This is a genomic window from Arsukibacterium sp. (assembly GCF_018402695.1).
Taxonomy (GTDB): Bacteria; Pseudomonadota; Gammaproteobacteria; order Enterobacterales; family Alteromonadaceae; genus Alishewanella.
In genome coordinates this window covers 153,595-173,841 of sequence record NZ_JAGYIM010000008.1, presented here as the reverse complement: position 1 = coordinate 173,841, position 20,247 = coordinate 153,595, and the positions used below count along the sequence as shown (strand labels likewise).

21 protein-coding genes and 3 tRNA genes are annotated in these 20,247 nt (G+C 47.4%); 13 read left to right on the top strand and 11 right to left on the bottom strand.

Features of this window, described 5'->3' with window-relative positions:
- Positions 1-19 precede the first annotated feature (19 nt).
- Entirely contained in the window at positions 20-685 is a 666-nt protein-coding gene (locus KG631_RS01735) for a hypothetical protein (RefSeq protein ID WP_213994948.1), read from the bottom strand.
- A gap of 182 nt (positions 686-867) precedes the next feature.
- On the opposite strand from KG631_RS01735, the gene msrB reads away from it, so the two are divergent.
- Together msrB and KG631_RS01725 are read left to right on the top strand one after the other, a co-directional pair.
- Positions 868-1,257: a peptide-methionine (R)-S-oxide reductase MsrB gene (gene msrB, locus KG631_RS01730; protein ID WP_213994947.1), complete on the top strand. Its 390-nt coding sequence runs from the start codon at positions 868-870 to the stop codon at positions 1,255-1,257.
- 131 nt (positions 1,258-1,388) lie between these two features.
- Positions 1,389-2,843 carry a glyceraldehyde-3-phosphate dehydrogenase gene (locus KG631_RS01725; RefSeq protein ID WP_213994946.1) on the top strand — a complete coding sequence of 485 codons (1,455 nt, stop codon included), beginning with the start codon at positions 1,389-1,391 and terminating at the stop codon, positions 2,841-2,843.
- Positions 2,844-2,979: 136 nt separating this feature from the next.
- Here the strand turns inward: KG631_RS01725 and KG631_RS01720 are convergent, their stop codons facing one another.
- The 3 genes from KG631_RS01720 to ald all read right to left on the bottom strand — a co-directional run bounded on the left by KG631_RS01720 (position 2,980) and on the right by ald (position 5,110).
- The gene (locus KG631_RS01720) at positions 2,980-3,189 is read right to left on the bottom strand and encodes a cold-shock protein (RefSeq protein WP_213994945.1); all 210 of its coding nucleotides are present in this window, start codon (positions 3,187-3,189) and stop codon (positions 2,980-2,982) included.
- A 287-nt stretch (positions 3,190-3,476) separates the two neighbouring features.
- Complete coding sequence (locus tag KG631_RS01715) at positions 3,477-3,686, bottom strand: cold-shock protein (RefSeq protein ID WP_019674401.1); 210 nt, start codon at positions 3,684-3,686, stop codon at positions 3,477-3,479.
- Positions 3,687-3,988: 302 nt separating this feature from the next.
- The gene (ald, locus tag KG631_RS01710) at positions 3,989-5,110 is read right to left on the bottom strand and encodes an alanine dehydrogenase (protein WP_213994944.1); all 1,122 of its coding nucleotides are present in this window, start codon (positions 5,108-5,110) and stop codon (positions 3,989-3,991) included.
- A 135-nt stretch (positions 5,111-5,245) separates the two neighbouring features.
- Between ald and lrp the strand changes: the two genes are divergently transcribed.
- The 5 genes from lrp to serS all read left to right on the top strand — a co-directional run bounded on the left by lrp (position 5,246) and on the right by serS (position 11,805).
- A complete protein-coding gene (lrp, locus tag KG631_RS01705; RefSeq protein ID WP_213994943.1) occupies positions 5,246-5,734 on the top strand; it encodes a leucine-responsive transcriptional regulator Lrp in 489 nt (162 codons plus the stop codon).
- Between the two features lie 166 nt (positions 5,735-5,900).
- Positions 5,901-8,372, top strand: a complete 2,472-nt coding sequence (locus KG631_RS01700; RefSeq protein WP_213994942.1) for a DNA translocase FtsK — start codon at positions 5,901-5,903, stop codon at positions 8,370-8,372.
- On the top strand, positions 8,373-9,044 hold the full coding sequence (gene lolA / locus KG631_RS01695; protein WP_213994941.1) for an outer membrane lipoprotein chaperone LolA: 672 nt from the start codon (positions 8,373-8,375) through the stop codon (positions 9,042-9,044).
- 5 nt (positions 9,045-9,049) lie between these two features.
- On the top strand, positions 9,050-10,402 hold the full coding sequence (locus tag KG631_RS01690) for a replication-associated recombination protein A (RefSeq protein ID WP_213994940.1): 1,353 nt from the start codon (positions 9,050-9,052) through the stop codon (positions 10,400-10,402).
- Positions 10,403-10,515: 113 nt separating this feature from the next.
- Positions 10,516-11,805 carry a serine--tRNA ligase gene (gene serS / locus KG631_RS01685; RefSeq protein WP_213994939.1) on the top strand — a complete coding sequence of 430 codons (1,290 nt, stop codon included), beginning with the start codon at positions 10,516-10,518 and terminating at the stop codon, positions 11,803-11,805.
- A 54-nt stretch (positions 11,806-11,859) separates the two neighbouring features.
- Here serS and KG631_RS01680 read toward each other — a convergent pair whose 3' ends face one another.
- The 5 genes from KG631_RS01680 to KG631_RS01660 form a co-directional block, all read right to left on the bottom strand.
- Positions 11,860-12,201 (bottom strand): TusE/DsrC/DsvC family sulfur relay protein, encoded by a 342-nt coding sequence (locus KG631_RS01680; RefSeq protein WP_213994938.1) that lies wholly within the window; start codon positions 12,199-12,201, stop codon positions 11,860-11,862.
- Positions 12,192-12,458, bottom strand: a complete 267-nt coding sequence (locus tag KG631_RS01675) for a DsrH/TusB family sulfur metabolism protein (protein ID WP_213994937.1) — start codon at positions 12,456-12,458, stop codon at positions 12,192-12,194. The genes KG631_RS01680 and KG631_RS01675 overlap by 10 nt, the downstream gene beginning before the upstream one ends.
- Complete coding sequence (gene tusC / locus KG631_RS01670) at positions 12,459-12,815, bottom strand: sulfurtransferase complex subunit TusC (RefSeq protein WP_213994936.1); 357 nt, start codon at positions 12,813-12,815, stop codon at positions 12,459-12,461. It lies immediately after the preceding gene.
- Complete coding sequence (locus tag KG631_RS01665; protein ID WP_213994935.1) at positions 12,815-13,162, bottom strand: DsrE family protein; 348 nt, start codon at positions 13,160-13,162, stop codon at positions 12,815-12,817. The genes tusC and KG631_RS01665 overlap by 1 nt, the downstream gene beginning before the upstream one ends.
- Before the next feature lie 87 nt (positions 13,163-13,249).
- Positions 13,250-13,915 carry a Bax inhibitor-1/YccA family protein gene (locus KG631_RS01660; protein ID WP_213994934.1) on the bottom strand — a complete coding sequence of 222 codons (666 nt, stop codon included), beginning with the start codon at positions 13,913-13,915 and terminating at the stop codon, positions 13,250-13,252.
- A gap of 161 nt (positions 13,916-14,076) precedes the next feature.
- Between KG631_RS01660 and KG631_RS01655 the strand changes: the two genes are divergently transcribed.
- From KG631_RS01655 to KG631_RS01630, 6 genes are all read left to right on the top strand, one after another.
- A tRNA-Ser gene (locus KG631_RS01655) sits at positions 14,077-14,167 on the top strand.
- Positions 14,168-14,369: 202 nt separating this feature from the next.
- Positions 14,370-14,460 (top strand) — tRNA-Ser (locus KG631_RS01650).
- Between the two features lie 233 nt (positions 14,461-14,693).
- A complete protein-coding gene (uvrY, locus tag KG631_RS01645; protein WP_213994933.1) occupies positions 14,694-15,344 on the top strand; it encodes a UvrY/SirA/GacA family response regulator transcription factor in 651 nt (216 codons plus the stop codon).
- Positions 15,345-15,348: 4 nt separating this feature from the next.
- The gene (uvrC, locus tag KG631_RS01640) at positions 15,349-17,166 is read left to right on the top strand and encodes an excinuclease ABC subunit UvrC (RefSeq protein WP_213995003.1); all 1,818 of its coding nucleotides are present in this window, start codon (positions 15,349-15,351) and stop codon (positions 17,164-17,166) included.
- Between the two features lie 32 nt (positions 17,167-17,198).
- Positions 17,199-17,756, top strand: coding sequence for a CDP-diacylglycerol--glycerol-3-phosphate 3-phosphatidyltransferase (gene pgsA, locus KG631_RS01635; protein ID WP_213994932.1), 558 nt, complete (start codon positions 17,199-17,201; stop codon positions 17,754-17,756).
- Between the two features lie 132 nt (positions 17,757-17,888).
- Positions 17,889-17,964, top strand: a tRNA-Gly gene (locus KG631_RS01630).
- Between the two features lie 65 nt (positions 17,965-18,029).
- On the opposite strand, the gene KG631_RS01625 is transcribed toward KG631_RS01630, so the two are convergent.
- Positions 18,030-19,460: a DASS family sodium-coupled anion symporter gene (locus KG631_RS01625; protein ID WP_213994931.1), complete on the bottom strand. Its 1,431-nt coding sequence runs from the start codon at positions 19,458-19,460 to the stop codon at positions 18,030-18,032.
- An 8-nt stretch (positions 19,461-19,468) separates the two neighbouring features.
- Positions 19,469-20,230, bottom strand: a complete 762-nt coding sequence (gene rluF / locus KG631_RS01620) for a 23S rRNA pseudouridine(2604) synthase RluF (protein ID WP_213994930.1) — start codon at positions 20,228-20,230, stop codon at positions 19,469-19,471.
- Positions 20,231-20,247 lie beyond the last annotated feature (17 nt).

Sequence of the window (20,247 nt, the reverse complement as noted above, 5' to 3'; positions counted from 1 at the left end):
GTCGGTTTTACCTGCTTATTCAGTTCGGCTTTTTTTTTAGCACCAGTGGCATGGCTGAGCCCTGGACAAAGGTGCCTTGCCAGCTGTCATCCTGCCAGGTAGCGCTGTAGCTGGCGTTAATCATGGCCGAGTTAAATTCCATTGTTTCTGGCGTTAAACTGAATTTATCTATCGGAATACCGAAGCTCTGCTGTTTGGGGCTGTCGAGCGTAACATGATAGCCCTGGTCAGCGACTGCTATATTCAGGACCAGCGGCAGGCGGGCACTGTTATTAATGATAAGGTCTCCATACCAGCTACCCTCATTTTCCAGCAATTTAAGCTGAGCATCATCCAGCTTTCGCAGATTCAGAGCCAGGGTTTTTCCCTGGTGGAATTCGCCGCGAAGCTGCCCTTGCTGTAAAGTACCCTGGAAACTGGCATTTAGCTTATCGTCCTGAAACTGCACGCTATCACCTTCGATTTTAAATTGGCTAGGGCTATAATCAAACATTCCCTGGTTGGGGCTGTCCAAGGATAAACGATATCCCTCTGCTGTATTGTCAATGTTAATGCCAATAGTCAGGGCAGCTTGTGGGGTCATTTGCAGCTTTCCGCGCCATTTACCTGTTAACTGTTTGGCTTGCAGTGATGTGGGCAACACGATAATAAGTAATAAAATGAAGCATAAAAGTGGCTTTTGCATACTCATCTCCTTTGAAGTGTTGTAGATGCCTGCTAAGTGTAATGACGTTAAGATTAGTACGGTGAGATTTATGTCTAACGGCGCTTTTCAGATATTAAAGGTAAAATATCAAAATAAAGCTAAGCTGTTAGTGATTTCGAGCTGTATTACTGCTTAAGCAATGTCGTCAACTGGAAAGTATTATGAAGTTAACAGAGCAACAATGGCAACAACGTTTAACTGAAGAGCAATATCGGGTTACCCGGCTAAAAGGTACTGAGTATCCTTTTACCGGTAAATTACTTCATCACACTGCAGATGGTACCTATCACTGCATTTGTTGTGGTGCGGTGTTGTTTGCGTCTGACACTAAATTTGACGCAGGTTGTGGTTGGCCCAGTTTTTATCAGGCGCTGGAGGGCAGGGTAAAGTACCATACTGATACCAGCCATGGTATGCAGCGAACCGAAATTTTATGCAGTAACTGTGATGCACATCTGGGCCATGTGTTTGACGATGGTCCGGCGCCCACGGGACAGCGCTATTGTGTCAACTCAATAAGTTTACGTTTTCAGCATGCGACAAAAACCTGAAAATAACCTGTAGTGGTTGTGGTAAGGTTTCAATATCTATTACAATGTGCCGCCTTTGATAAATAAGCTGTACCCTACAAAACAGCACAAGGCTCCGATTAATTCATCTTCTTGAAGTAAAAGGCCGACACATGACCCTATCACACGCAGAGCAGTACCAGAAAAGCTGGCAGGAACGCCAGGAATACGCCGAGAATATGCAGCCTATAATTGGCCGGCTATATCGTAACAAAGGAATTGAAGTGGTGGTTTACGGCCGGCCGCTGGTTAACGCCACCACTATCGACATTATTAAAGCGCATAAAACGGTGGAACGCTTTGAAGGCGAAAAGCTTCGGCTGCGCGAAAGCTTCCCGGTTCTGGAAGCCATCAGCAAAATGAACCTGGCACCTGGCCGGGTCGATATTGGTAAGTTGGCGTACGGCTTCTTATTTAAAAACTCAGGTGCCGGTTTAAACCTGGAGCAGTATTTAGCGCGTGAGTTAAGTGATATTCTTGATCATGAAGATAAAGTTAAACCGACTGATGTTGTGCTGTACGGTTTTGGCCGGATTGGTCGTTTATTGGCTCGTCTGATGTTGGAGCGCTCAGGTCCAAGCAGTAAATTACGGTTAAAGGCAATTGTGGTGCGCGGCGGCAAAAAAGGCGATTTGGAAAAGCGTGCCAGTCTGTTGCGTCGTGACTCGATCCATGGCCCTTTTAATGGCAGCATTACCGTCGATGAAGAAAATCAGGGTATTAAAGCCAACGGGACTTTTATTAAAGTGATATACGCCAGCTCACCTGAGCTTGTTGATTACACGGCTTATGGTATTAATAACGCTCTGGTGGTAGACAATACCGGGATCTGGAAAGACGATAAAGAACTGGCTATTCACTTCCAGAGTAAAGGTACGGCCAGGGTGCTGTTAACAGCACCAGCAAAAGGCGAAGTGCCGAATATCGTGTATGGTGTTAACCAACACATGATTATGCCTGAGCATAAATTTGTCTCAGCAGCAAGTTGTACCACTAACGCTATTACTCCGGTATTAAAAGCACTGAACGATGAATTTGGTATTCGGAATGGCCATGTTGAAACGGTACATTCTTATACAAACGACCAGAATCTAATTGATAACTTTCATAAAGCAGAACGCCGCGGCAGGGCTGCACCCTTGAATATGGTTATTACCTCTACCGGCGCTGCCAGTGCAGTAGCCAAGGCATTACCAGAGCTGAAAGGTAAACTTACCGGCAATGCCATCCGGGTACCTACGCCGAACGTCTCTATGGCAATTTTGTCGTTAAACCTGAATAAAGAAACCAGCCGTGAAGAGCTTAACGCCTTTTTACAGCGCACATCTCTTTTTTCAGAGCTGCAGGATCAGATTGATTACACCAGTTCTACTGAAATTGTGTCGTCAGATTTAGTGGGCTCACGTTATGCTGGTGTGGTTGACTCGCAAGCAACGATAGTTGACGGTGACCGTTGTGTGCTTTACGTTTGGTATGATAACGAGTTTGGTTACAGCACACAGGTGATCCGGGTAATGAATGACATGGCTGGCATCAAATATCCAACTTTACCCGTTGCTAAAGACTAATCAACCGAACATTTAGATGAAAGAACGCCGCAATTTGCGGCGTTTTTATTAGCAAAAATGAGTGAATTACTGATTTGCAGACAATAAAAAACGGCCGTTAAAACGGCCGCTTTCTCTAACTGAACGTGCTTAGCTATTACAGCAGAGTTACGTTAGCAGCTTGCGGGCCCTTCTGGCCTTGTTCAATTTCGAAAGCTACGCGCTGACCTTCGTTTAAGGTTTTGTAACCTTCAGTCTGAATTGCACGGAAGTGAACGAACGCATCAGCGCCGCCATTATCCTGAGTAATGAAACCGAAACCTTTATCTGCATTGAACCACTTTACTACACCAGTTACTTTAGCCATGAATGACTCCTAAAAATTTTAAAAAAATAATAATTTACGCTTAATGCGTTAATAGCCTGACTGTTACTTATGTGGCCAAACGTGCGTGAATCTTCAGGGACATGACTTACTATGAAGCGTGTAGCGAAGTGTTCAAAAACATGTTGTTACATAGGTCTGATCTACAGGCCGGGACATATAATATCAGGTCTGAATTGAATGTATAGTTTTTATTCTGTAAACAATAAAATTACTAAAATAAAAAAACCGGCTAAAAGCCGGCTTTTTAAACTGAACGAACTGTACTATTAAAGAACAGTAACGTTAGCAGCTTGAGGGCCTTTCTGGCCTTGTTCGATTTCGAACGTTACGCGTTGACCTTCGTCTAAGGTTTTGTAACCTTCAGTCATGATTGCACGGAAGTGAACGAACGCGTCAGCGCCGCCGTTATCCTGAGTAATGAAACCGAAACCTTTATCTGCGTTGAACCACTTTACTACACCAGTTACTTTAGCCATGAATGACTCCTAAAAATTTTAATGAAACTAAATTACGCTTAATGCGCTGTTAGCCTGACTGTTAAATTTACTTATGCGGGCAAACGTGCGTGAATCTTCAGGGACATGACTTACTATGAAGCGTGTAGCGAAGTTTTCAAAAACATGTTGTTACATAGGTCTGCTTTACAGGCCGGGAGTCACTTTAACAGGTCTGGGCAGAATGTATAGCTTTATTATTGATTTATTGAAATTAATTAAAGAAAATAGCAAAAACCGGCTTGTAGCCGGTTTTTTATTGACGTTAGCGTGATTCAGTCAGGCTATTTATTGCCAATTGCCTGCTCAGGAGCAACGTAAGCAAAACCCAGTGCTTCAGCCACACTTTGGTTCGTCACCTGGCCATGATATACATTCAGGCCGGCCAGTAAGTGTTTATCGTCAGTTAACGCCTGTTTATAACCTTTATTCGCCAGACGGATGATAAAAGGCAGGGTGGCGTTATTCAGTGCGAAGGTTGACGTACGTGGTACAGCGCCTGGCATGTTTGCCACACAGTAGTGCACTACATCGTCCACGATATAAGTGGGATCGGCATGGGTGGTCGCTCTGGACGTCTCTACACAGCCGCCCTGGTCAATCGCTACATCAACAATGGCCGAACCTGGTTTCATCCGTTTAATATGCTCTGCAGTAATTAACTTCGGCGCAGCAGCACCTGGTACCAACACACCACCAATCACTAAGTCGGCTGCCAGCACTTCTTGCTCTAATGCGGCAGCAGTCGAATAAATTGCTTTTACCGCGCCATTAAACTGCGCATTAATCCGCCGCAGTACATCGACATTGCGATCTAAAACTGATACATCGGCACCCAGGCCTACCGCCATTTGTGCGGCATTGGTACCTACCATGCCACCGCCGATAACTACAACTTTTGCCGGCGCTACGCCGGGTACTCCACCTAACAAGACACCGCGCCCGCCACAAGATTTTTCCAGCGCCCGGGCACCAGCCTGAATTGACATCCGGCCAGCAACTTCAGACATGGGCGCCAGTAGCGGTAAACCACCTTTATTATCGGTTACTGTTTCATAAGCAATACACACTGCTTTAGATTTAATTAAGTCTTCAGTCTGTGGTAAGTCAGGTGCCAGGTGCAGGTAGGTAAACAGGATTTGGCCTTCACGCAACATGGCGCGCTCAACAGCTTGTGGCTCTTTAACTTTAACAATCATTTCCGCCTTAGCGAAAACTTCTGCTGCGGTAGCTAACACCACTGCACCGGTGTCGGTGTAATCTTCGTCAGTAAAACCTATGCCGATACCCGCATTATGCTCAACATAAACACTGTGGCCATGGCCAATCAGCTCGCGGACGCTGGCTGGTGTCATACCGACACGGTACTCGTGATTTTTAATTTCTTTTGGGATACCGATGATCATATTGTTCCGCCCTATAGGTAAGAGATAAAATTTGTGCGCAGTATACAGCGTAAAATACAGAATTAATGCTTGTTTTGATGTGCTGGCTTGGTGCAAAATCCTGTTTAAATTTTAAAATAGGTGGTTTTCACTGCTATGTATTCTTTAAGTAAGAGTATCAAGAAGTTAGACCGGATTGATCGTAAAATACTGACTGAACTGCAACACGACGGCCGTCTGGCCAACGTCGAATTAGCCAGGCGAGTGGGGTTAAGTCCGACACCCTGTCTGGAACGGGTACGCAAGCTGGAAGCCGAAGGTTATATTATAGGCTATACCGCTCTGGTAGACCCACATAAAGTGGGCGCGGCGCTGCTGGTATTTGTTGAAATTACCTTAAGCAAAACGTCACCGGAAGACTTTGACGAATTCAGTAAAGCGGTGCAAAAGCTCGCTGAAATTCAGGAGTGCCATCTGGTCTCAGGGAGTTTTGATTTTCTGCTGAAAACCCGGGTTGCCAACATGGCGGCCTATCGTGAACTATTGGGAGAAACCCTGCTCAGATTGCCCAGTGTGCGGGAAAGCCGGACGTACGTGGTAATGGAAGAGGTTAAACAAAGCAGTTTTGTGGCAATGTCCCTGTAACCAAACGGGTAAAGCTACGGTTAATCTTCGTTGTATTAGGTTAATGGCTGTCAGGGTATAGCCCTGCTGCAAGCGCTCTGTGCAAAGGGGTTGATGCACTTTTTAGCTGGCTCTGGTATGGTAGTAAGGTCTGCGCAGACAGAATAAAAATAATGAGGCCCATCATTTGCAAAGCAAACAATTATTTCCGTTAAATGGCGTGCAACGCTTGCTCGAAGTGGGATTGATCCTGTTCTGGGCGCTGGCTTTGTTTTTATTGCTGGCGTTGTTTTCGTTTGACCCGGCCGATCCAAGCTGGTCACAAACCGGCTATCAAACCAGCGTCAACAATTATGCGGGTCCGATTGGCGCGCGGGTGGCAGATATGCTGCTATTCAGTTTTGGCTGGGTGGCGTATTTGGTGCCATTTCTGATAGCGGTATTTGGCTATTTATTGTTTAAACGCTACCACGATGTGTTTGCACTGGATTATCTTATTCTGGGACTGCGGCTGATTGGCCTGCTGTTAACCCTGGTTAGTGCTACGGCCATCAGCAGCATGAATTTTAATGATATTTATTATTTTTCGTCCGGTGGGGCAGTAGGGGATGTCACAACGAGCGTTTTGCTACCGTCCTTTAATTTTATCGGTACCAGCTTGCTGCTTCTGGCGGGTTTTGCAACCGGCCTTACCCTGATGACCGGTATCTCATGGCTTACTGTTGCCGACTATCTCGGCGTCGCCTGCTTTCGGGCAGGTCAATGGCTGGCTGCACTTCCTGGCTGGTTAAGCGAGCGTTTTGGCAGTGCACCACCTGAGGATGATGACAAACAACACGACCCTGAACCACTGGCATTAAATCAGCCTCAGCAGCGCCTGACAAAACAGCGTGCTGAACCGGCATTATTTAACGAGCCAAAAATTACTGAACCGCTGCCCATTAAACCACTGAATCCGCAAACCGAAGCAAAATCCTATTACAGTATGGATCAACTTGCTGACGAACAGCTGTCGTTTAGTGCCGTTGATGAGCCATTGAATCGCGAGCATGTGTCTAAAACCCTGGCTCAGCTTGAGCCGCAGGAGCAGTTAGACCCGCTAATGCAGTTCCCGGACGAAGAAGACGATACGGATGATACTGAGGAAGTTCAGCACACATTGGAAGAGCTGCCATCACTGGCATTGCTGGACCGCCCGGATAAAGCGCAGAATCCAATTGATCCTGCCGACTTAGAACGGGTGTCAAGATTGGTTGAAGCCAAGTTGCTTGATTTCAATGTCGAGGCCCGGGTTGTCGGCGTGCACCCTGGCCCGGTGGTTACCCGTTTTGAACTGGATTTAGCCCCTGGGGTAAAAGTGAGTAAAATTACCGGCCTGGCTAAAGATTTAGCGCGCTCTTTATCGGCCATCAGTGTTCGGGTAGTAGAAGTTATTCCGGGCAAGTCCTTTATCGGCCTGGAGCTGCCTAATCAGCATCGGGAAATTGTCCGGCTGTCTGAGGTGATTGGCGATGAGATTTTTACCGACTCAAAATCGGCATTAACTATGGTGCTGGGAAAAGATATCGCCGGGAAATCCGTGGTGGCTGACTTAGCCAAAATGCCGCATTTACTGGTTGCCGGTACCACAGGCTCCGGTAAGTCAGTTGGCGTTAATGTTATGATCTGTAGCTTACTGTATAAGTCGACCCCGGATGATGTACGGTTTCTGATGATTGACCCGAAAATGCTCGAGCTATCAATTTACGAAGGTATACCGCATTTATTAACGGAAGTGGTTACCGATATGAAAGATGCCGCTAATGGCCTGCGCTGGTGCGTAGGTGAAATGGAGCGGCGTTATAAGCTGATGTCGGCATTGGGTGTGCGCAATCTGAAAGGCTACAACCTTAAAGTGAAAGAGGCGATAGCCGCGGGTGAACCGTTAAAAGACCCGCTATGGAAGCCATCAGATGATATGCGCACCGAAGTCCCCCTGTTGGAAAAACTCCCGGCAATAGTCGTAGTCATTGATGAATTTGCCGACATGATGATGATTGTTGGTAAAAAGGTGGAAGAGTTGATTGCCCGGATTGCTCAAAAAGCCCGGGCGGCAGGAATTCACTTAATACTGGCTACGCAGCGGCCTTCGGTAGATGTGATTACCGGCTTAATTAAAGCCAATATCCCAACCCGGATTGCGTTTCAGGTGTCATCAAAAATTGATTCGAGAACCATTCTCGATCAGCAAGGCGCTGAAAGTTTGCTGGGGCAGGGCGACATGTTATACCTGCCGCCGGGCTCAGGAGTGCCGAACCGGGTGCACGGTGCTTTTGTTGATGACCATGAAGTGCATGCGGTTGTTGCCGACTGGAAAAAACGTGGTAAACCGAATTATATTTCAGAAATTTTAAGTGGTGAAACCAGTGAAGAGAGTTTGCTCCCCGGTGAGACACTGGAGGGAGATGATGGTGAGGCCGACCCACTGTATGATCAGGCTGTTGCCCATGTTATTGAAAGTCGCCGGGCGTCGGTTTCCGGTGTGCAGCGTAAATTCCGGATTGGTTATAACCGGGCAGCAAGGCTGGTAGAACAAATGGAAATGAGTGGGGTGGTCAGTGGTCCTGGCCATAACGGCAACCGTGAGGTCATGGTGCCGGCACAACCTAAAGGGTACTAAATGAAAAAACTGGCGTTAGTTGCATTATTGTTCAGTAGTCTCAGTCTGGCGCAACAAGCACCTGCTGTTGATTTTGCCCCGCATTTAAAACCGGTGCAGCAACAACGGTTGAGCGCGCCTGATGGTAGTGCTGAATTGCTGGCTGAACTGGCTAAAATTGACAGTTTTTCAGCTCGCTTTCAGCAACAGGTGTTTGATGATCAGCAACAGCTGTTGCAACAGGGCCAGGGCAGATTACTGCTGAAAAAAATTGCCCAGTTCAGGTTTGAAGGGGAAGAGCCGGAGCCGGTATTGTTAGTGAGCGATGGTGAAAACCTGTGGTTTTATAATGAACTGCTGGAGCAGGTCAGTATTTATGATGCGAAAGCACAGGTAGGGCAAACTGCATTCGCATTGCTTACCACAACTGATCCTGAATTATGGCAGCAGTATCAGGTCATTGCCCAGCAAGAGATGTTTATTATTCATCCGCTGGATAGCAATAACCCGGTGCAGCAACTGATGCTGGCATTTGATGAGCATGGCATCAGTGAGATGACGGTTATTGATATTAACCAGCAACAAAGTGTGTTCCGGTTTAGCGATGCCCGCTTAAATCCGCAGATAGACGACAAACAATTTCAGTTTACGGTGCCGGACGGCGTTGATATTGATGATCAGCGTCAGCAATAGCCGCCATGACTAGTTTATCGTTGGACTTCAGTGATGATATCAGGCCATTGGCCGCCCGGCTGCGGCCCGTCACATTAAGTGATTATGTCGGTCAGCAGCATTTAATTGGCCCTGGCACACCGTTGTATCAGGCAATAATGGCCGGTAAGGTGTTCTCGCTGATTTTGTGGGGGCCACCTGGCACCGGCAAAACGACCCTGGCAGAGCTGATTGCCAGCCATGCGGATGCTAAGATACAGAAGCTGTCAGCGGTGACCAGTGGTGTCAAGGATATCCGTCAGGCGATTACTGACGCCCAGCAACGCCAACTGCAATATCAGCAGCGTACTTTACTGTTCGTCGATGAAGTACATCGCTTTAATAAAGCGCAGCAGGATGCCTTTTTACCCTACATTGAAGATGGCACCATTATTTTTATCGGTGCCACCACCGAAAACCCGGCGTTTGCGCTCAATAATGCTATTTTATCGCGGGCCAGGGTTTGTGTCCTGAAAGCCCTGACCGATGCTGACTTACATCAGGTAATGCGGCGCGCGTTGACTGATCAGAAACTTGGTCTTGGCGCGCTACAACTAAGCATAGATACTGACGCTGAACAGTTATTGCTGCAACTGGCAAATGGCGACGCCCGTAAACTACTGAATATTCTCGAGCAGTCGGCTGAACTCTGTCTGGCTGACCCGGCCAACGCCTCCGGTTCGCAAATTACTGCCTCACTTATTAAGCAGATTGTGCCACGCCAATTGCCCGGTTTTGATAATCAGGGGGATATGTTCTACGACCTGATATCCGCTTTTCATAAGTCGGTGCGGGGGTCTGATCCTGATGCAGCGTTATACTGGTATTGCCGCATCTTAGCGGGCGGCGGTGACCCGCTGTATGTTGCAAGGCGCCTGTTGGCTATTGCCAGTGAGGATATTGGTAATGCCGACCCAAGAGCATTAACGCTGGCGCTAAATGCCTGGGATACCTTTAGCCGGGTGGGCCCGGCAGAAGGCGAGCGGGCAATAGCGCAGGCAGCGGTTTATCTGGCGCTGGCACCGAAAAGCAACGCGGTCTATACCGCATTTAATCAGATGCGGAAGCTGGCAGAAGAGCTGCCAGACTACCCGGTACCGCTGCACCTGCGCAATGCACCCAGTAAACTGCAGAAGCAGCTTGGCCATGGCGAAAGCTACCGTTATGCCCATAATGAACCCGGTGCTTATGCCGCCGGCGAGTGCTACCTGCCGCCAGAATTAGCTGATAAACAGTTTTATCAGCCGTCTGAGCGCGGCATGGAGAAACAGCTGGCCGAAAAACTGCGTTATTTGCGTCAGCTTGATTCGCAAAGTCAGCAGCAACGCTATAAAGAATAACCTTTATTTAAGCAAAGCATTTCAATTTCAGCCCGAGCTGGTTAATATTCGTGGCTGTTATTTTTAACCTTGTCTGCCAGTTTTGGCTTCAGCCGACAGAAGAACTTATTACTATGCTAGATCCAAAATTTTTACGAACTGAATTAGCGGCAACGGCGACGCGTTTGGCCAGCCGTGGTTTTACCCTTGATGTTGAAAAGTTCTCGCAGCTGGAAGAGCAACGTCGGGTGCTCCAAATCCAAACCCAGGAGTTACAGAACCAGCGCAATAGCAAATCTAAGGGCATTGGCCAGGCCAAAGCCCGCGGTGAGGATATTACCCCTTTGCTTAAAGAAGTTGATGGTTTAGGCGCTGAACTGGATGCAGCAAAAAGCAGGTTGGATGAAGTTTTAGCTGAAGTCGAGCAGTTAGCATTAACCATTCCGAATCTACCGGATGAGACAGTACCGGTGGGTTTGGATGAGACTGAAAATCAGTTGGTGCGCCAGGTTGGTGAACCACGCCAGTTCGATTTTCCGGTAAAAGACCATGTTGAGCTGGGTGAAGCTTATGCCGAGGGCTTGGATTTTGCTGCCGGAGTCAAATTGTCCGGTACCCGCTTTATTGTAATGAAAGGTCAGATGGCGCGGCTGCACCGGGCCCTAGCCCAGTTTATGCTGGATTTACACAGTGGCGAGCATGGCTACACCGAATTATATGTGCCTTATCTGGTAAACCATACCAGCTTATACGGCACCGGCCAGTTGCCGAAGTTTGGGGCAGATCTGTTTCACACCCAGCCAGCAACGGAAGAGGGGCAGGGCCTGGCATTAATTCCTACCGCTGAGGTACCGGTGACTAACCTGGTACGCGATAGCATTATTGATGCCAACGAGCTGCCATTAAAATTTACCGCCCACACGCCGTGTTTTCGCAGTGAAGCCGGCTCTTATGGTCGAGATACCCGTGGCCTTATTCGTCAGCATCAGTTTGACAAGGTTGAACTAGTGCAGTTGGTGCAGCCTGAGCAATCAATGCAGGCACTGGAGCAGTTAACCAGTCATGCAGAGAAAGTACTGCAGTTATTGGGGTTACCTTACCGGGTGATGCTGTTATGCACCGGTGATATGGGCTTTGGAGCCTGCAAAACTTATGATTTGGAAGTGTGGTTACCCGCGCAGAATACCTATCGGGAGATTTCATCCTGCAGTAACATGGCTGATTTTCAGACCCGGCGGATGCAGGCGCGGTATCGCAGCGCTGAGATGAAAAAACCGGAACTGCTGCACAGTTTAAATGGCTCGGGACTGGCTGTTGGCCGCACCCTGGTGGCTATTCTGGAGAATTATCAGCAAGCCGATGGTAGTGTGGAAATACCTGAAGTACTGCGGCCTTATATGGCAGGGCAAACCCATCTGAAGTAAGTATTTAGCCGCACTGTTGCAGCTAACTGCTGCAGCAGTGTCTGAGCGCGGAAGTTACAGGCAGCGGGCGGGTTTTGGTAAGCCGGCCAACCGGGTGGCTTGTTTAGCAGGCCCTTGCGGAAATAACATAAATAAATACTTGCTGTTGCCTTTATCGGGGCCAAGTTGCTGAGCCATTGCTTTAACTAAAACCCTGATTGCAGGTGACGTACCAAATTCCTGATAAAAATTCCGGACAAATTGAATCACTTCCCAATGAGCTTCAGTTAAGATTAGCTGCTCCAACTCAGCAAAGCGTTCAGCCACTTCCGGTTGCCACAGGCTGAGATCGGCCAGGTAGCCGTGTTTATCCAGCGCCAGTTGTTGTCCTGCAACTGTAATCGAGTTCAACGCCATAATAAAACCTGTGTTGCTGTCACAGTTAGTTCAACCCACTCTGCTGCGCTGATCACGCCAATAGCGGCAATGGGGCTGACATTCCGTATTCTGACATCAGTACCGAGGGCGATGATGTTGTTACAAGGCCAGGTGATGTCATTGCGGTGCGCAAGATACACTGCGTCTTGTCTTAACAGCACTGTATCTGCCTGTTCGCACAGCCGCGCTAATTGGGTAAGGTCAACAGCAGGGTTAGTCAGATTAATCAGTTTCATTTAAATACACACTATCTGTTGCTGACTGGCCAGCAGTTGTTGCAGCTGCGCAGGGCTTACTTGTTTTGCATCTACAGCAATGTCAGCGCTGCCCAGCTGACGTTGCTGCAATGACTGCTGACAGACATAGATCTGCTCAATATCGTACAGGCCAAACAACTTAAAACCTTGTTGATATCGTTTCAGGGGGAAATCGCTGGTTTGATTAACCGTTAGTAACTGATATACCGCATCGCCACAGAAAATAACGGTAAGCTGATGCTCAACGGCAGCAAGTGCCAGAATTAAGTCGAGCGCTTCACGTCCGTCGCCGCTGTTAAAAGGACTTTGCCGCTGAATAATAGCGATGTTTTGCATCAGAACTGCACCAACTTGCTGTTAGTTAGCCGCATAGCAAACTCAGCCAGCCCGGCGGCAATAAAACCATTTTTAACAGGTGCTAAGCCACGCTTCTCGGCAGCAGTAACACAATATAGCAACGGAATTTGCTGCAGTAGACAAAAGTCGGCCAGCTGCTGGCTAAGGTTTGCTTCATCTGCAGGTAAGTCGATATTGGCTGCAGCGGCCAGCACGGCATCCTGATATAAAAAAACCTGCTCTATCTTATAGCCACCTGCCACTGCGGCGCTGGCAAACTGCAACGCACTGGCAAAGTCCTGGCTGGCCAACGGACTGGTGGTTAACAACAGACTAAAAGCAGTCACTGCAACCTCATAAAAAGTGCGACCTCATAAAAAAATACCCCGTTCAGGACGGGGTATTCTAGCGGAACTTAACAAAGCGGCAAAGGGTTACTCGTCGCCCATGATACCCAGCAGGCTTAATAAATGAACAAAGATATTAAAGATGTTCAGATATAAGCCAACAGTTGCGCGGATATAATTAGTCTCGCCACCATGGATAATGCGGCTGGTATCGAACAGGATAAAACCAGACATGATCAGAATGACTGCTGCACTGATCGCCAGGTTAAGTGCCGCGATATTTAAAAATATATTAGCAATAATGGCGATAAACGCGACGATTAATCCCACCATTAAAAAACCACCCATAAAAGAGAAGTCTTTGCGGGTTGTTAACACATAAGCGGACAAAGCAAAGAAAATAACAGCGGTGCCACCCAGAGCTTGCATAATCAGGCTTGGACCGTTGGCCAGGCCGGCATACGCATTAAGTAGCGGCCCCAGTGATGCACCCATGGCGCCGGCAAAGCCAAATACCCAGAAAATACCGCTGGCTGAGTCAGCCTTTTTATTAACGACAAACAGCATTATAAAGCCGGCAACGAAGCAGACAATAGATGCCAGCGGTGACAGGTTCATCGCCATAGCAATGACGGCAGTCAGCGCACTGAATGCCAGGGTGAGACCAAGTAAAAAGTAGGTATTACGTAGCACTTTATTTATTTCAATACCGCTACTGACGGTGTTGATAGTACTGGTTTCTCTGTACGACATATGCAGTCTCCTGTTAGCTGAATATTATGTCTCTTTGGCCGTTATCATACTGACTAAGTTCCCGTAGCTCCAGTAGTTATCAGATAAAAATCTGCTGCAGCTGAATTTTTTTAACTTTTGGCTTTCTTTTCTCAGCCAAACTGATTAGTATACGCAGCGCTGGAGGGATGGCAGAGCGGTTTAATGCACCGGTCTTGAAAACCGGCGTGGGTTAATAGCCCACCGAGAGTTCGAATCTCTCTCCCTCCGCCACTTAACCCAAATGTTACAGTGTTGATATACGCAGACCACCGCAAGGTGGTTTTTGCTTTTTAGGCAGTGCGTATCGCCTGAAGTTACAGTAATAATGTTATAAAACACCTTGTTGTTGGCGGATTAATAACCAAACAGGTAAAAGTAGAAAAAAAGCGCTTTACAAAGCAGGGGGGACTTCTTAATATTCGCCCCATAGCGCGGAGGGATGGCAGAGCGGTTTAATGCACCGGTCTTGAAAACCGGCGTGGGTTAATAGCCCACCGAGAGTTCGAATCTCTCTCCCTCCGCCACTTCTCTTGCTAGTGCCCTTCGAGCTTTTTAAAATCTATTGTCAGCGTATTAATACTAACCTTTGCAGGTTAAATAATTATGGAATAATGTTTCCTATTATTTACCTTTCTGGCACACTAACTCCTGAAAAGCCAAGATCAATAATATTGGTGTCGAACCAGTTAGCAGAAAAGCTCAAGCTCTACTATGCTAGCTGCATAAAAATAATAACCAGTGAGACGGAGAAGCCAAGTTGATTAACGTGCTGTTAGTTGATGACCACGAGCTTGTACGAACTGGGATCAGTCGCATACTAATGGATGAGCGCGGTATCAAGGTGATAGGCGAAGCTGGGTCCGGTGAAGAAGCTCTGCAATTTTGCCGTCAGAATGAACCCGATGTGGTGCTGATGGATATGAATATGCCTGGCATGGGTGGCATGACGGCCACTAAGCGAATTTTACATTTTTGTCCTGACATAAAAGTACTGGCGTTGTCAGTATCCTGTGAAGAACCGGTGCCAACTAAAGTAATGCAGTTGGGCGCTGCAGGCTTTATTTCAAAAAATTCAGCGCCTAAGGAGATGGTATCAGCGATCCGCAAGGTATACAGCGGCGTGCGACACATCTCAGATGAAGTCGCCCAGAAAATGGCGTTGGCTAAAGTTAACAATCATAGTGAAAACCCGTTTGAAGGCCTGTCAGATCGCGAATTGCAGATTATGCTGATGATAACCCGTGGCCAGAAAGTCAATGATATTGCAGAACAATTAAGTGTCAGTGCTAAGACCGTTAACTCTTATCGCTACCGTATGTTTGAAAAACTTGCTATCAGCGGCGATGTTGAATTAACCCACTTAGCTTTACGACATGGCATGATTGATATTGCCAAGGTATCTTCCTGATTTGATGTTTGACCCCAAAATATTTTTAGCTACCGTACCTGCTCAGCCTGGCGTCTATCGGATGTTTAATCAGGCTGAGCAGGTAATATATGTTGGTAAAGCCAAAGACCTGAAGAAGCGCTTAAGTAGTTATTTTCGCCAACAGCTCGACAGTATCAAAACCCGTGCACTGGTTGCGCAAATTGCCAGTATCGAAATTACCGCCACCCACAGTGAAACTGAAGCGCTGATCCTGGAAAATAACCTGATCAAGCAGTTCATGCCCAAGTACAATGTGTTATTGCGGGACGATAAATCCTATCCTTATATCTTTATCTCCGGCCATAAACATCCGCGGATCAGTTCACACCGTGGGCCGCGAAAACAAAGTGGTCAGTATTTCGGGCCTTATCCTAATGCCGGCGCGGTTTGGCAAAGTCTGAAAACTTTGCAGAAAATTTTCCCCATTCGCCAGTGTGAGGACGGTTTTTACCGGGCCCGTACCAGACCCTGTCTGCAATATCAGTTAAAGCTGTGTTCCGCCCCCTGTGTGGGCAAGATATCCGATGAAGATTATGCAGAACAGGTGCAGTTAGCCAGTTTATTTCTCAGTGGTAAAAACCAGCAGGTAGTTGAGCAACTGGTACAGAAAATGAATTTTGCCAGTGAGCAGCTTGCATTTGAACAAGCGGCCAGTTTTCGTGATCAGATAACCGCGTTACGCAAGGTACAGGAGCAACAGTATGTCAGTGGCGAACACGCTGAACTGGATATTATCGGTTTTGCCAAATCAGGCCAGCTGGCAGTAGTACATGTGCTGTTTGTGCGCCAGCAAAAGATATTGGGTTCAAAATCATATTATCCAAAGGTGCCCGCCAATACCGAGCCGGAAGAAGTGCTTAGTGCCTTTTTACTGCAGTTTTATCTTAGCGGCGGAGGAGGACAGCAAATACCGCCCGAAATTGTGGTACCGCTGGGTCTGGATGATGCAGAGTCACTGGCAGAAGCTGTCAGCGAAGCCGCAGGACGCAAGATAAGAATTATTGCGGCAAAACGTGGCGAAAAATCTCAGTATCTGAGCCTGGCACAAAAAAATGCTGAATTAGCATGTGACAGCCGGCAATCGGCTGGTCAGAAAATGCAATTACGTTACTCTGCGCTACAATTGCTGTTGGGGCTTAATGATAATATCAATCGGATGGAATGCTTTGATATAAGCCATACCATGGGCCAGGCGACGATTGCTTCCTGTGTCGTGTTTGATGGTGAAGGCCCTTATAAGCAGGAGTATCGACGTTATAACGTCACTGGTATAACGGGTGGTGATGATTATGCTGCCATGCAGTTTGCATTGGATAAGCGATATAGCCGGCTAACTGATACAACCAAAATTCCCGATATTATTTTTATCGATGGTGGCCAGGGCCAGTTAAATATTGCGCTGGCCCAGTTCACCACTTGGCCGCACCAGAAAAAGCCGTTGCTGGTTGGTATTGCTAAGGGGGTAAGTCGTAAGCCTGGTTTGGAAACGCTGATCCTTGGAGACAGTGGCCGGCAGTTGCATTTACCCGGTGACAGCCCGGCACTGCATTTAATTCAGCAAATCCGGGATGAGGCACACCGTTTTGCGATTACCGGCCATCGCAGCAAACGGGGTAAAAGTATGACGAAAAGCCCGCTGGAGAATATTGCCGGTATCGGTGAAAAGCGGCGGCAGGCCCTGTTGCAGTACCTCGGTGGCTTACAGGGAGTGATGAAAGCAACGGTAAACGAGCTTAGTTCAGTGCCCGGTATTTCCAGACAGCAAGCAGAAAAGATTTACCAGGCGTGTCATAACAAGTAGCATAGCGACATTGTGTTTGTGAGAACTGTTATATGTGGAATATTCCCAATCTGTTGACAATGTTCAGACTATTGCTGATCCCTGTATTTATATTTTGCTTTTATTCTGGCTGGGAATACTACCGGTTTTGGGCTGCATTAGTATTTTGTCTGGCAGCAATTACCGACGCTTTGGATGGCTATCTGGCACGAAAACTGGAGCAGTCGACCCCATTTGGTGCGTTTTTAGACCCGGTAGCTGATAAAGTAATGGTTGCCGTTGCGCTGGTGGTACTGGCAATTCATGAACAATCGCTGTGGTTTAGTATTCCGGCAATTATTATTATTAGTCGGGAGATTGCGATTTCCGCACTACGCGAATGGATGGCCGAAATTGGTAAAAGAGCTAATGTAGCCGTTTCTAACCTTGGCAAGTATAAAACTATCGCCCAGATGCTGGCATTAATTGGCCTGATTTGGCAGCCGCAGTTCAGCTTGCTGGCCTGGTTTACCCCGGTTGGCTATGCCATGCTGTACCTTGCTACGGTATTAACGTTGTGGTCGATGTATCAGTATCTGACTGCTGCCTGGCATGATTTATCACAGCAGTAGGCTGACTGTAGATAATTAGCGCAAGTCAGTTAAAAATTAAGCAGTCAGTTGTAAAACTGCTAATTTGTTATTGACTGGCTTAATTAAAACAGTAGAATGCGTCACGTGTTAAGGCACATGGCCATAAGCATCGCGAGTATAGCTCAGCTGGTAGAGCGCGACCTTGCCAAGGTCGAGGTCACGAGTTCGAACCTCGTTACTCGCTCCACATTAAAAAAAGCAGCCTTCAGGCTGCTTTTTTGCTTTCTGCGATTTACTTTGTAACGTTTGCGTTTAGAAATCAAAGAGGTAGGGACTGATAAACCAGACCGCAACGGTTATTACGACTATTGCCAACAGGTTTAACACAAAGCCAGCTTTCACCATATCAGCAATTTTCAGCTTGCCAGAGCCAAAAACGATAGCATTCGGCGGCGTAGCCACCGGCATCATAAAGGCACAACTGGCGGCAATGGCTGCCGGGATCACCAGCATTGAGGCGCTGGTATTCAGTGATACCGCTACGGGTCCTAATAATGGCAGAAAAGCGGCGGCGGTAGCGGTGTTACTGGTTATCTCTGTTAAAAAGATAATTATACTGGTAACCAGAACTATCAATAGTAACAAATTGATAGCGCCGAGTGCACCAACCTGACTGGCGATAAAGTCTGCCAGTCCGGATTGTTGAATTTGGGCCGCAAGGGTTAAACCGCCGCCAAATAAAATTAAAATGCCCCAGGGTAATTTGGCGCAATCTTCCCAAACCAGTACCCGCTGGCCGGTTTTAATGCTTACCGGGATAACAAATAGCAGGCTGGCACAAAAAATTGCGGTTAAGGTATCGTTTAGCGGCAAACCGGTAAGTTTAGCTAGCCATGGCCTCAGTACCCATAAGTTGGCTGCCAGTACAAACACAGCCAACACTATTTTTTCAGCCCGTTGCATCGGCCCCAGCGCGCTGAGTTTATCCAGATATAGCTGACGGCTTACCTGCAGATCATTGTGGTCAAACCGAAAATGCCATTGCGTAAGCCAGTACCAGGTTGCAAACAACATGGTTAGTGCAACTGGCACTCCCAGAAGCATCCATTCAGCAAAACCAACGTCTAACTGGTACTGATTGCGTAAATAACCCGCCAGTAACGCATTAGGTGGTGTGCCGATTAACGTTGCCACACCGCCGATACTGGCGGCATAGGCAATAGACAACAACATAGCTTTGGCAAATTTATCGCTTATATCGTCCTGCATACCGATGATCGATAAAGCAATTGGCAACATCATGACGGCGGTCGCGGTATTGGACATCCACATCGACAGGAAAGCCGTGACCAGCATCATGCCAGCGATTTGCTGGCTGGGTTTACTACCTACCATCAGCATCGTTAACAAGGCTACCCGTTTGTGCAGGTTCCAGCGTTCCATGGCGATAGACAGTATAAAGCCGCCAAGAAACAGGAAAATCAATGGGTCAGCATAAGGGGTAGTGACATTACCGACGGTATCCAGGTTCAGTAACGGCACGACCACAATGGGTAGCAGTGAAGTTGCAGGAATAGGAACGCTTTCAGTTATCCACCATATTGCCATCCAGGCCGTCAGACCACTTAGCAACCAGGCTGCGTGCGACATCCCACTGAACAGTGGCTCATTTAGCAGTACCATGACAAATACTGCCGGCCCGGCAAACAGTGGTAGCAAATAACCTGAGCTAAGCCGGTTCATGGTAATTGTTATTCCTCGTCGTCCTGCACGTTGTCATTGCAATCGTTTACCGTTTTGCTGGAATGCTGCAGTAACTGCTCCAGTTGTGCTAATTCGTACTTGTCTAATAACCGCCACTGGCCAGCGCGCAGTTCAGCCAGCCGAACGTGCATAATTCGGGTACGTTTTAATTTAATGACTTCATATCCAAGGTACTCGGCCATTCGGCGAATTTGCCGGTTAAGGCCCTGGGTTAATATAATTCTAAAGGTATTTTTAGACACCTGGGTAACGGTGCAGGGTAGGGTAACAGTATCAAGAATAGGCACGCCATTGGCCATTTTACTAATGAAATTGGCGGTAATTGGTTTATTAACTGTAACGGTATATTCTTTTTCATGGGCATTGCCGGCGCGAAGAACCTTGTTAACAATATCACCGTCATTAGTCAGGAATATCAGCCCTTCTGAGGGCTTATCCAGCCGACCAATCGGAAAGATCCGCTCCGGATAGCCAATGGCATCAATGATATTGCCTTTAATGTGCCGTTCGGTGGTGCAGGTAATGCCGACAGGTTTGTGATACGCCAGGTAAATTCTTGCCGGTTTATCTTTCAGCGGCTTGCCCTCGACCCTGACATCATCGCTGGCAGACACTTTTAAGCCTACAGGTGCTATCTGGCCGTTTACCGTAACCAAACCTTGTTCAATATATTTGTCGGCCTGACGACGCGAGCAAAATCCGGTGTCACTGATAAATTTATTCAAACGATACTGGGTAGGATCTGTCATTGGATTCTTGAGTCGTA

Excerpts from the sequence above, each read along its gene's own strand:
- KG631_RS01725 (WP_213994946.1), top strand. The coding sequence starts at position 1,389 with ATGACCCTATCACACGCAGAGCAGTACCAGAAAAGCTGGCAGGAACGC.
- uvrC (WP_213995003.1), top strand. The coding sequence starts at position 15,349 with ATGTTTGACCCCAAAATATTTTTAGCTACCGTACCTGCTCAGCCTGGC.
- KG631_RS01625 (WP_213994931.1), bottom strand. The coding sequence starts at position 19,460 with ATGAACCGGCTTAGCTCAGGTTATTTGCTACCACTGTTTGCCGGGCCG.
- KG631_RS01715 (WP_019674401.1), bottom strand. The coding sequence starts at position 3,686 with ATGGCTAAAGTAACTGGTGTAGTAAAGTGGTTCAACGCAGATAAAGGT.
- KG631_RS01735 (WP_213994948.1), bottom strand. The coding sequence starts at position 685 with ATGCAAAAGCCACTTTTATGCTTCATTTTATTACTTATTATCGTGTTG.
- lolA (WP_213994941.1), top strand. The coding sequence starts at position 8,373 with ATGAAAAAACTGGCGTTAGTTGCATTATTGTTCAGTAGTCTCAGTCTG.
- msrB (WP_213994947.1), top strand. The coding sequence starts at position 868 with ATGAAGTTAACAGAGCAACAATGGCAACAACGTTTAACTGAAGAGCAA.
- KG631_RS01720 (WP_213994945.1), bottom strand. The coding sequence starts at position 3,189 with ATGGCTAAAGTAACTGGTGTAGTAAAGTGGTTCAATGCAGATAAAGGT.
- rluF (WP_213994930.1), bottom strand. The coding sequence starts at position 20,230 with ATGACAGATCCTACCCAGTATCGTTTGAATAAATTTATCAGTGACACC.
- pgsA (WP_213994932.1), top strand. The coding sequence starts at position 17,199 with ATGTGGAATATTCCCAATCTGTTGACAATGTTCAGACTATTGCTGATC.
- KG631_RS01675 (WP_213994937.1), bottom strand. The coding sequence starts at position 12,458 with ATGAAACTGATTAATCTGACTAACCCTGCTGTTGACCTTACCCAATTA.
- KG631_RS01660 (WP_213994934.1), bottom strand. The coding sequence starts at position 13,915 with ATGTCGTACAGAGAAACCAGTACTATCAACACCGTCAGTAGCGGTATT.
- ald (WP_213994944.1), bottom strand. The coding sequence starts at position 5,110 with ATGATCATCGGTATCCCAAAAGAAATTAAAAATCACGAGTACCGTGTC.
- tusC (WP_213994936.1), bottom strand. The coding sequence starts at position 12,815 with ATGCAAAACATCGCTATTATTCAGCGGCAAAGTCCTTTTAACAGCGGC.
- KG631_RS01680 (WP_213994938.1), bottom strand. The coding sequence starts at position 12,201 with ATGGCGTTGAACTCGATTACAGTTGCAGGACAACAACTGGCGCTGGAT.
- lrp (WP_213994943.1), top strand. The coding sequence starts at position 5,246 with ATGTATTCTTTAAGTAAGAGTATCAAGAAGTTAGACCGGATTGATCGT.
- KG631_RS01690 (WP_213994940.1), top strand. The coding sequence starts at position 9,050 with ATGACTAGTTTATCGTTGGACTTCAGTGATGATATCAGGCCATTGGCC.
- serS (WP_213994939.1), top strand. The coding sequence starts at position 10,516 with ATGCTAGATCCAAAATTTTTACGAACTGAATTAGCGGCAACGGCGACG.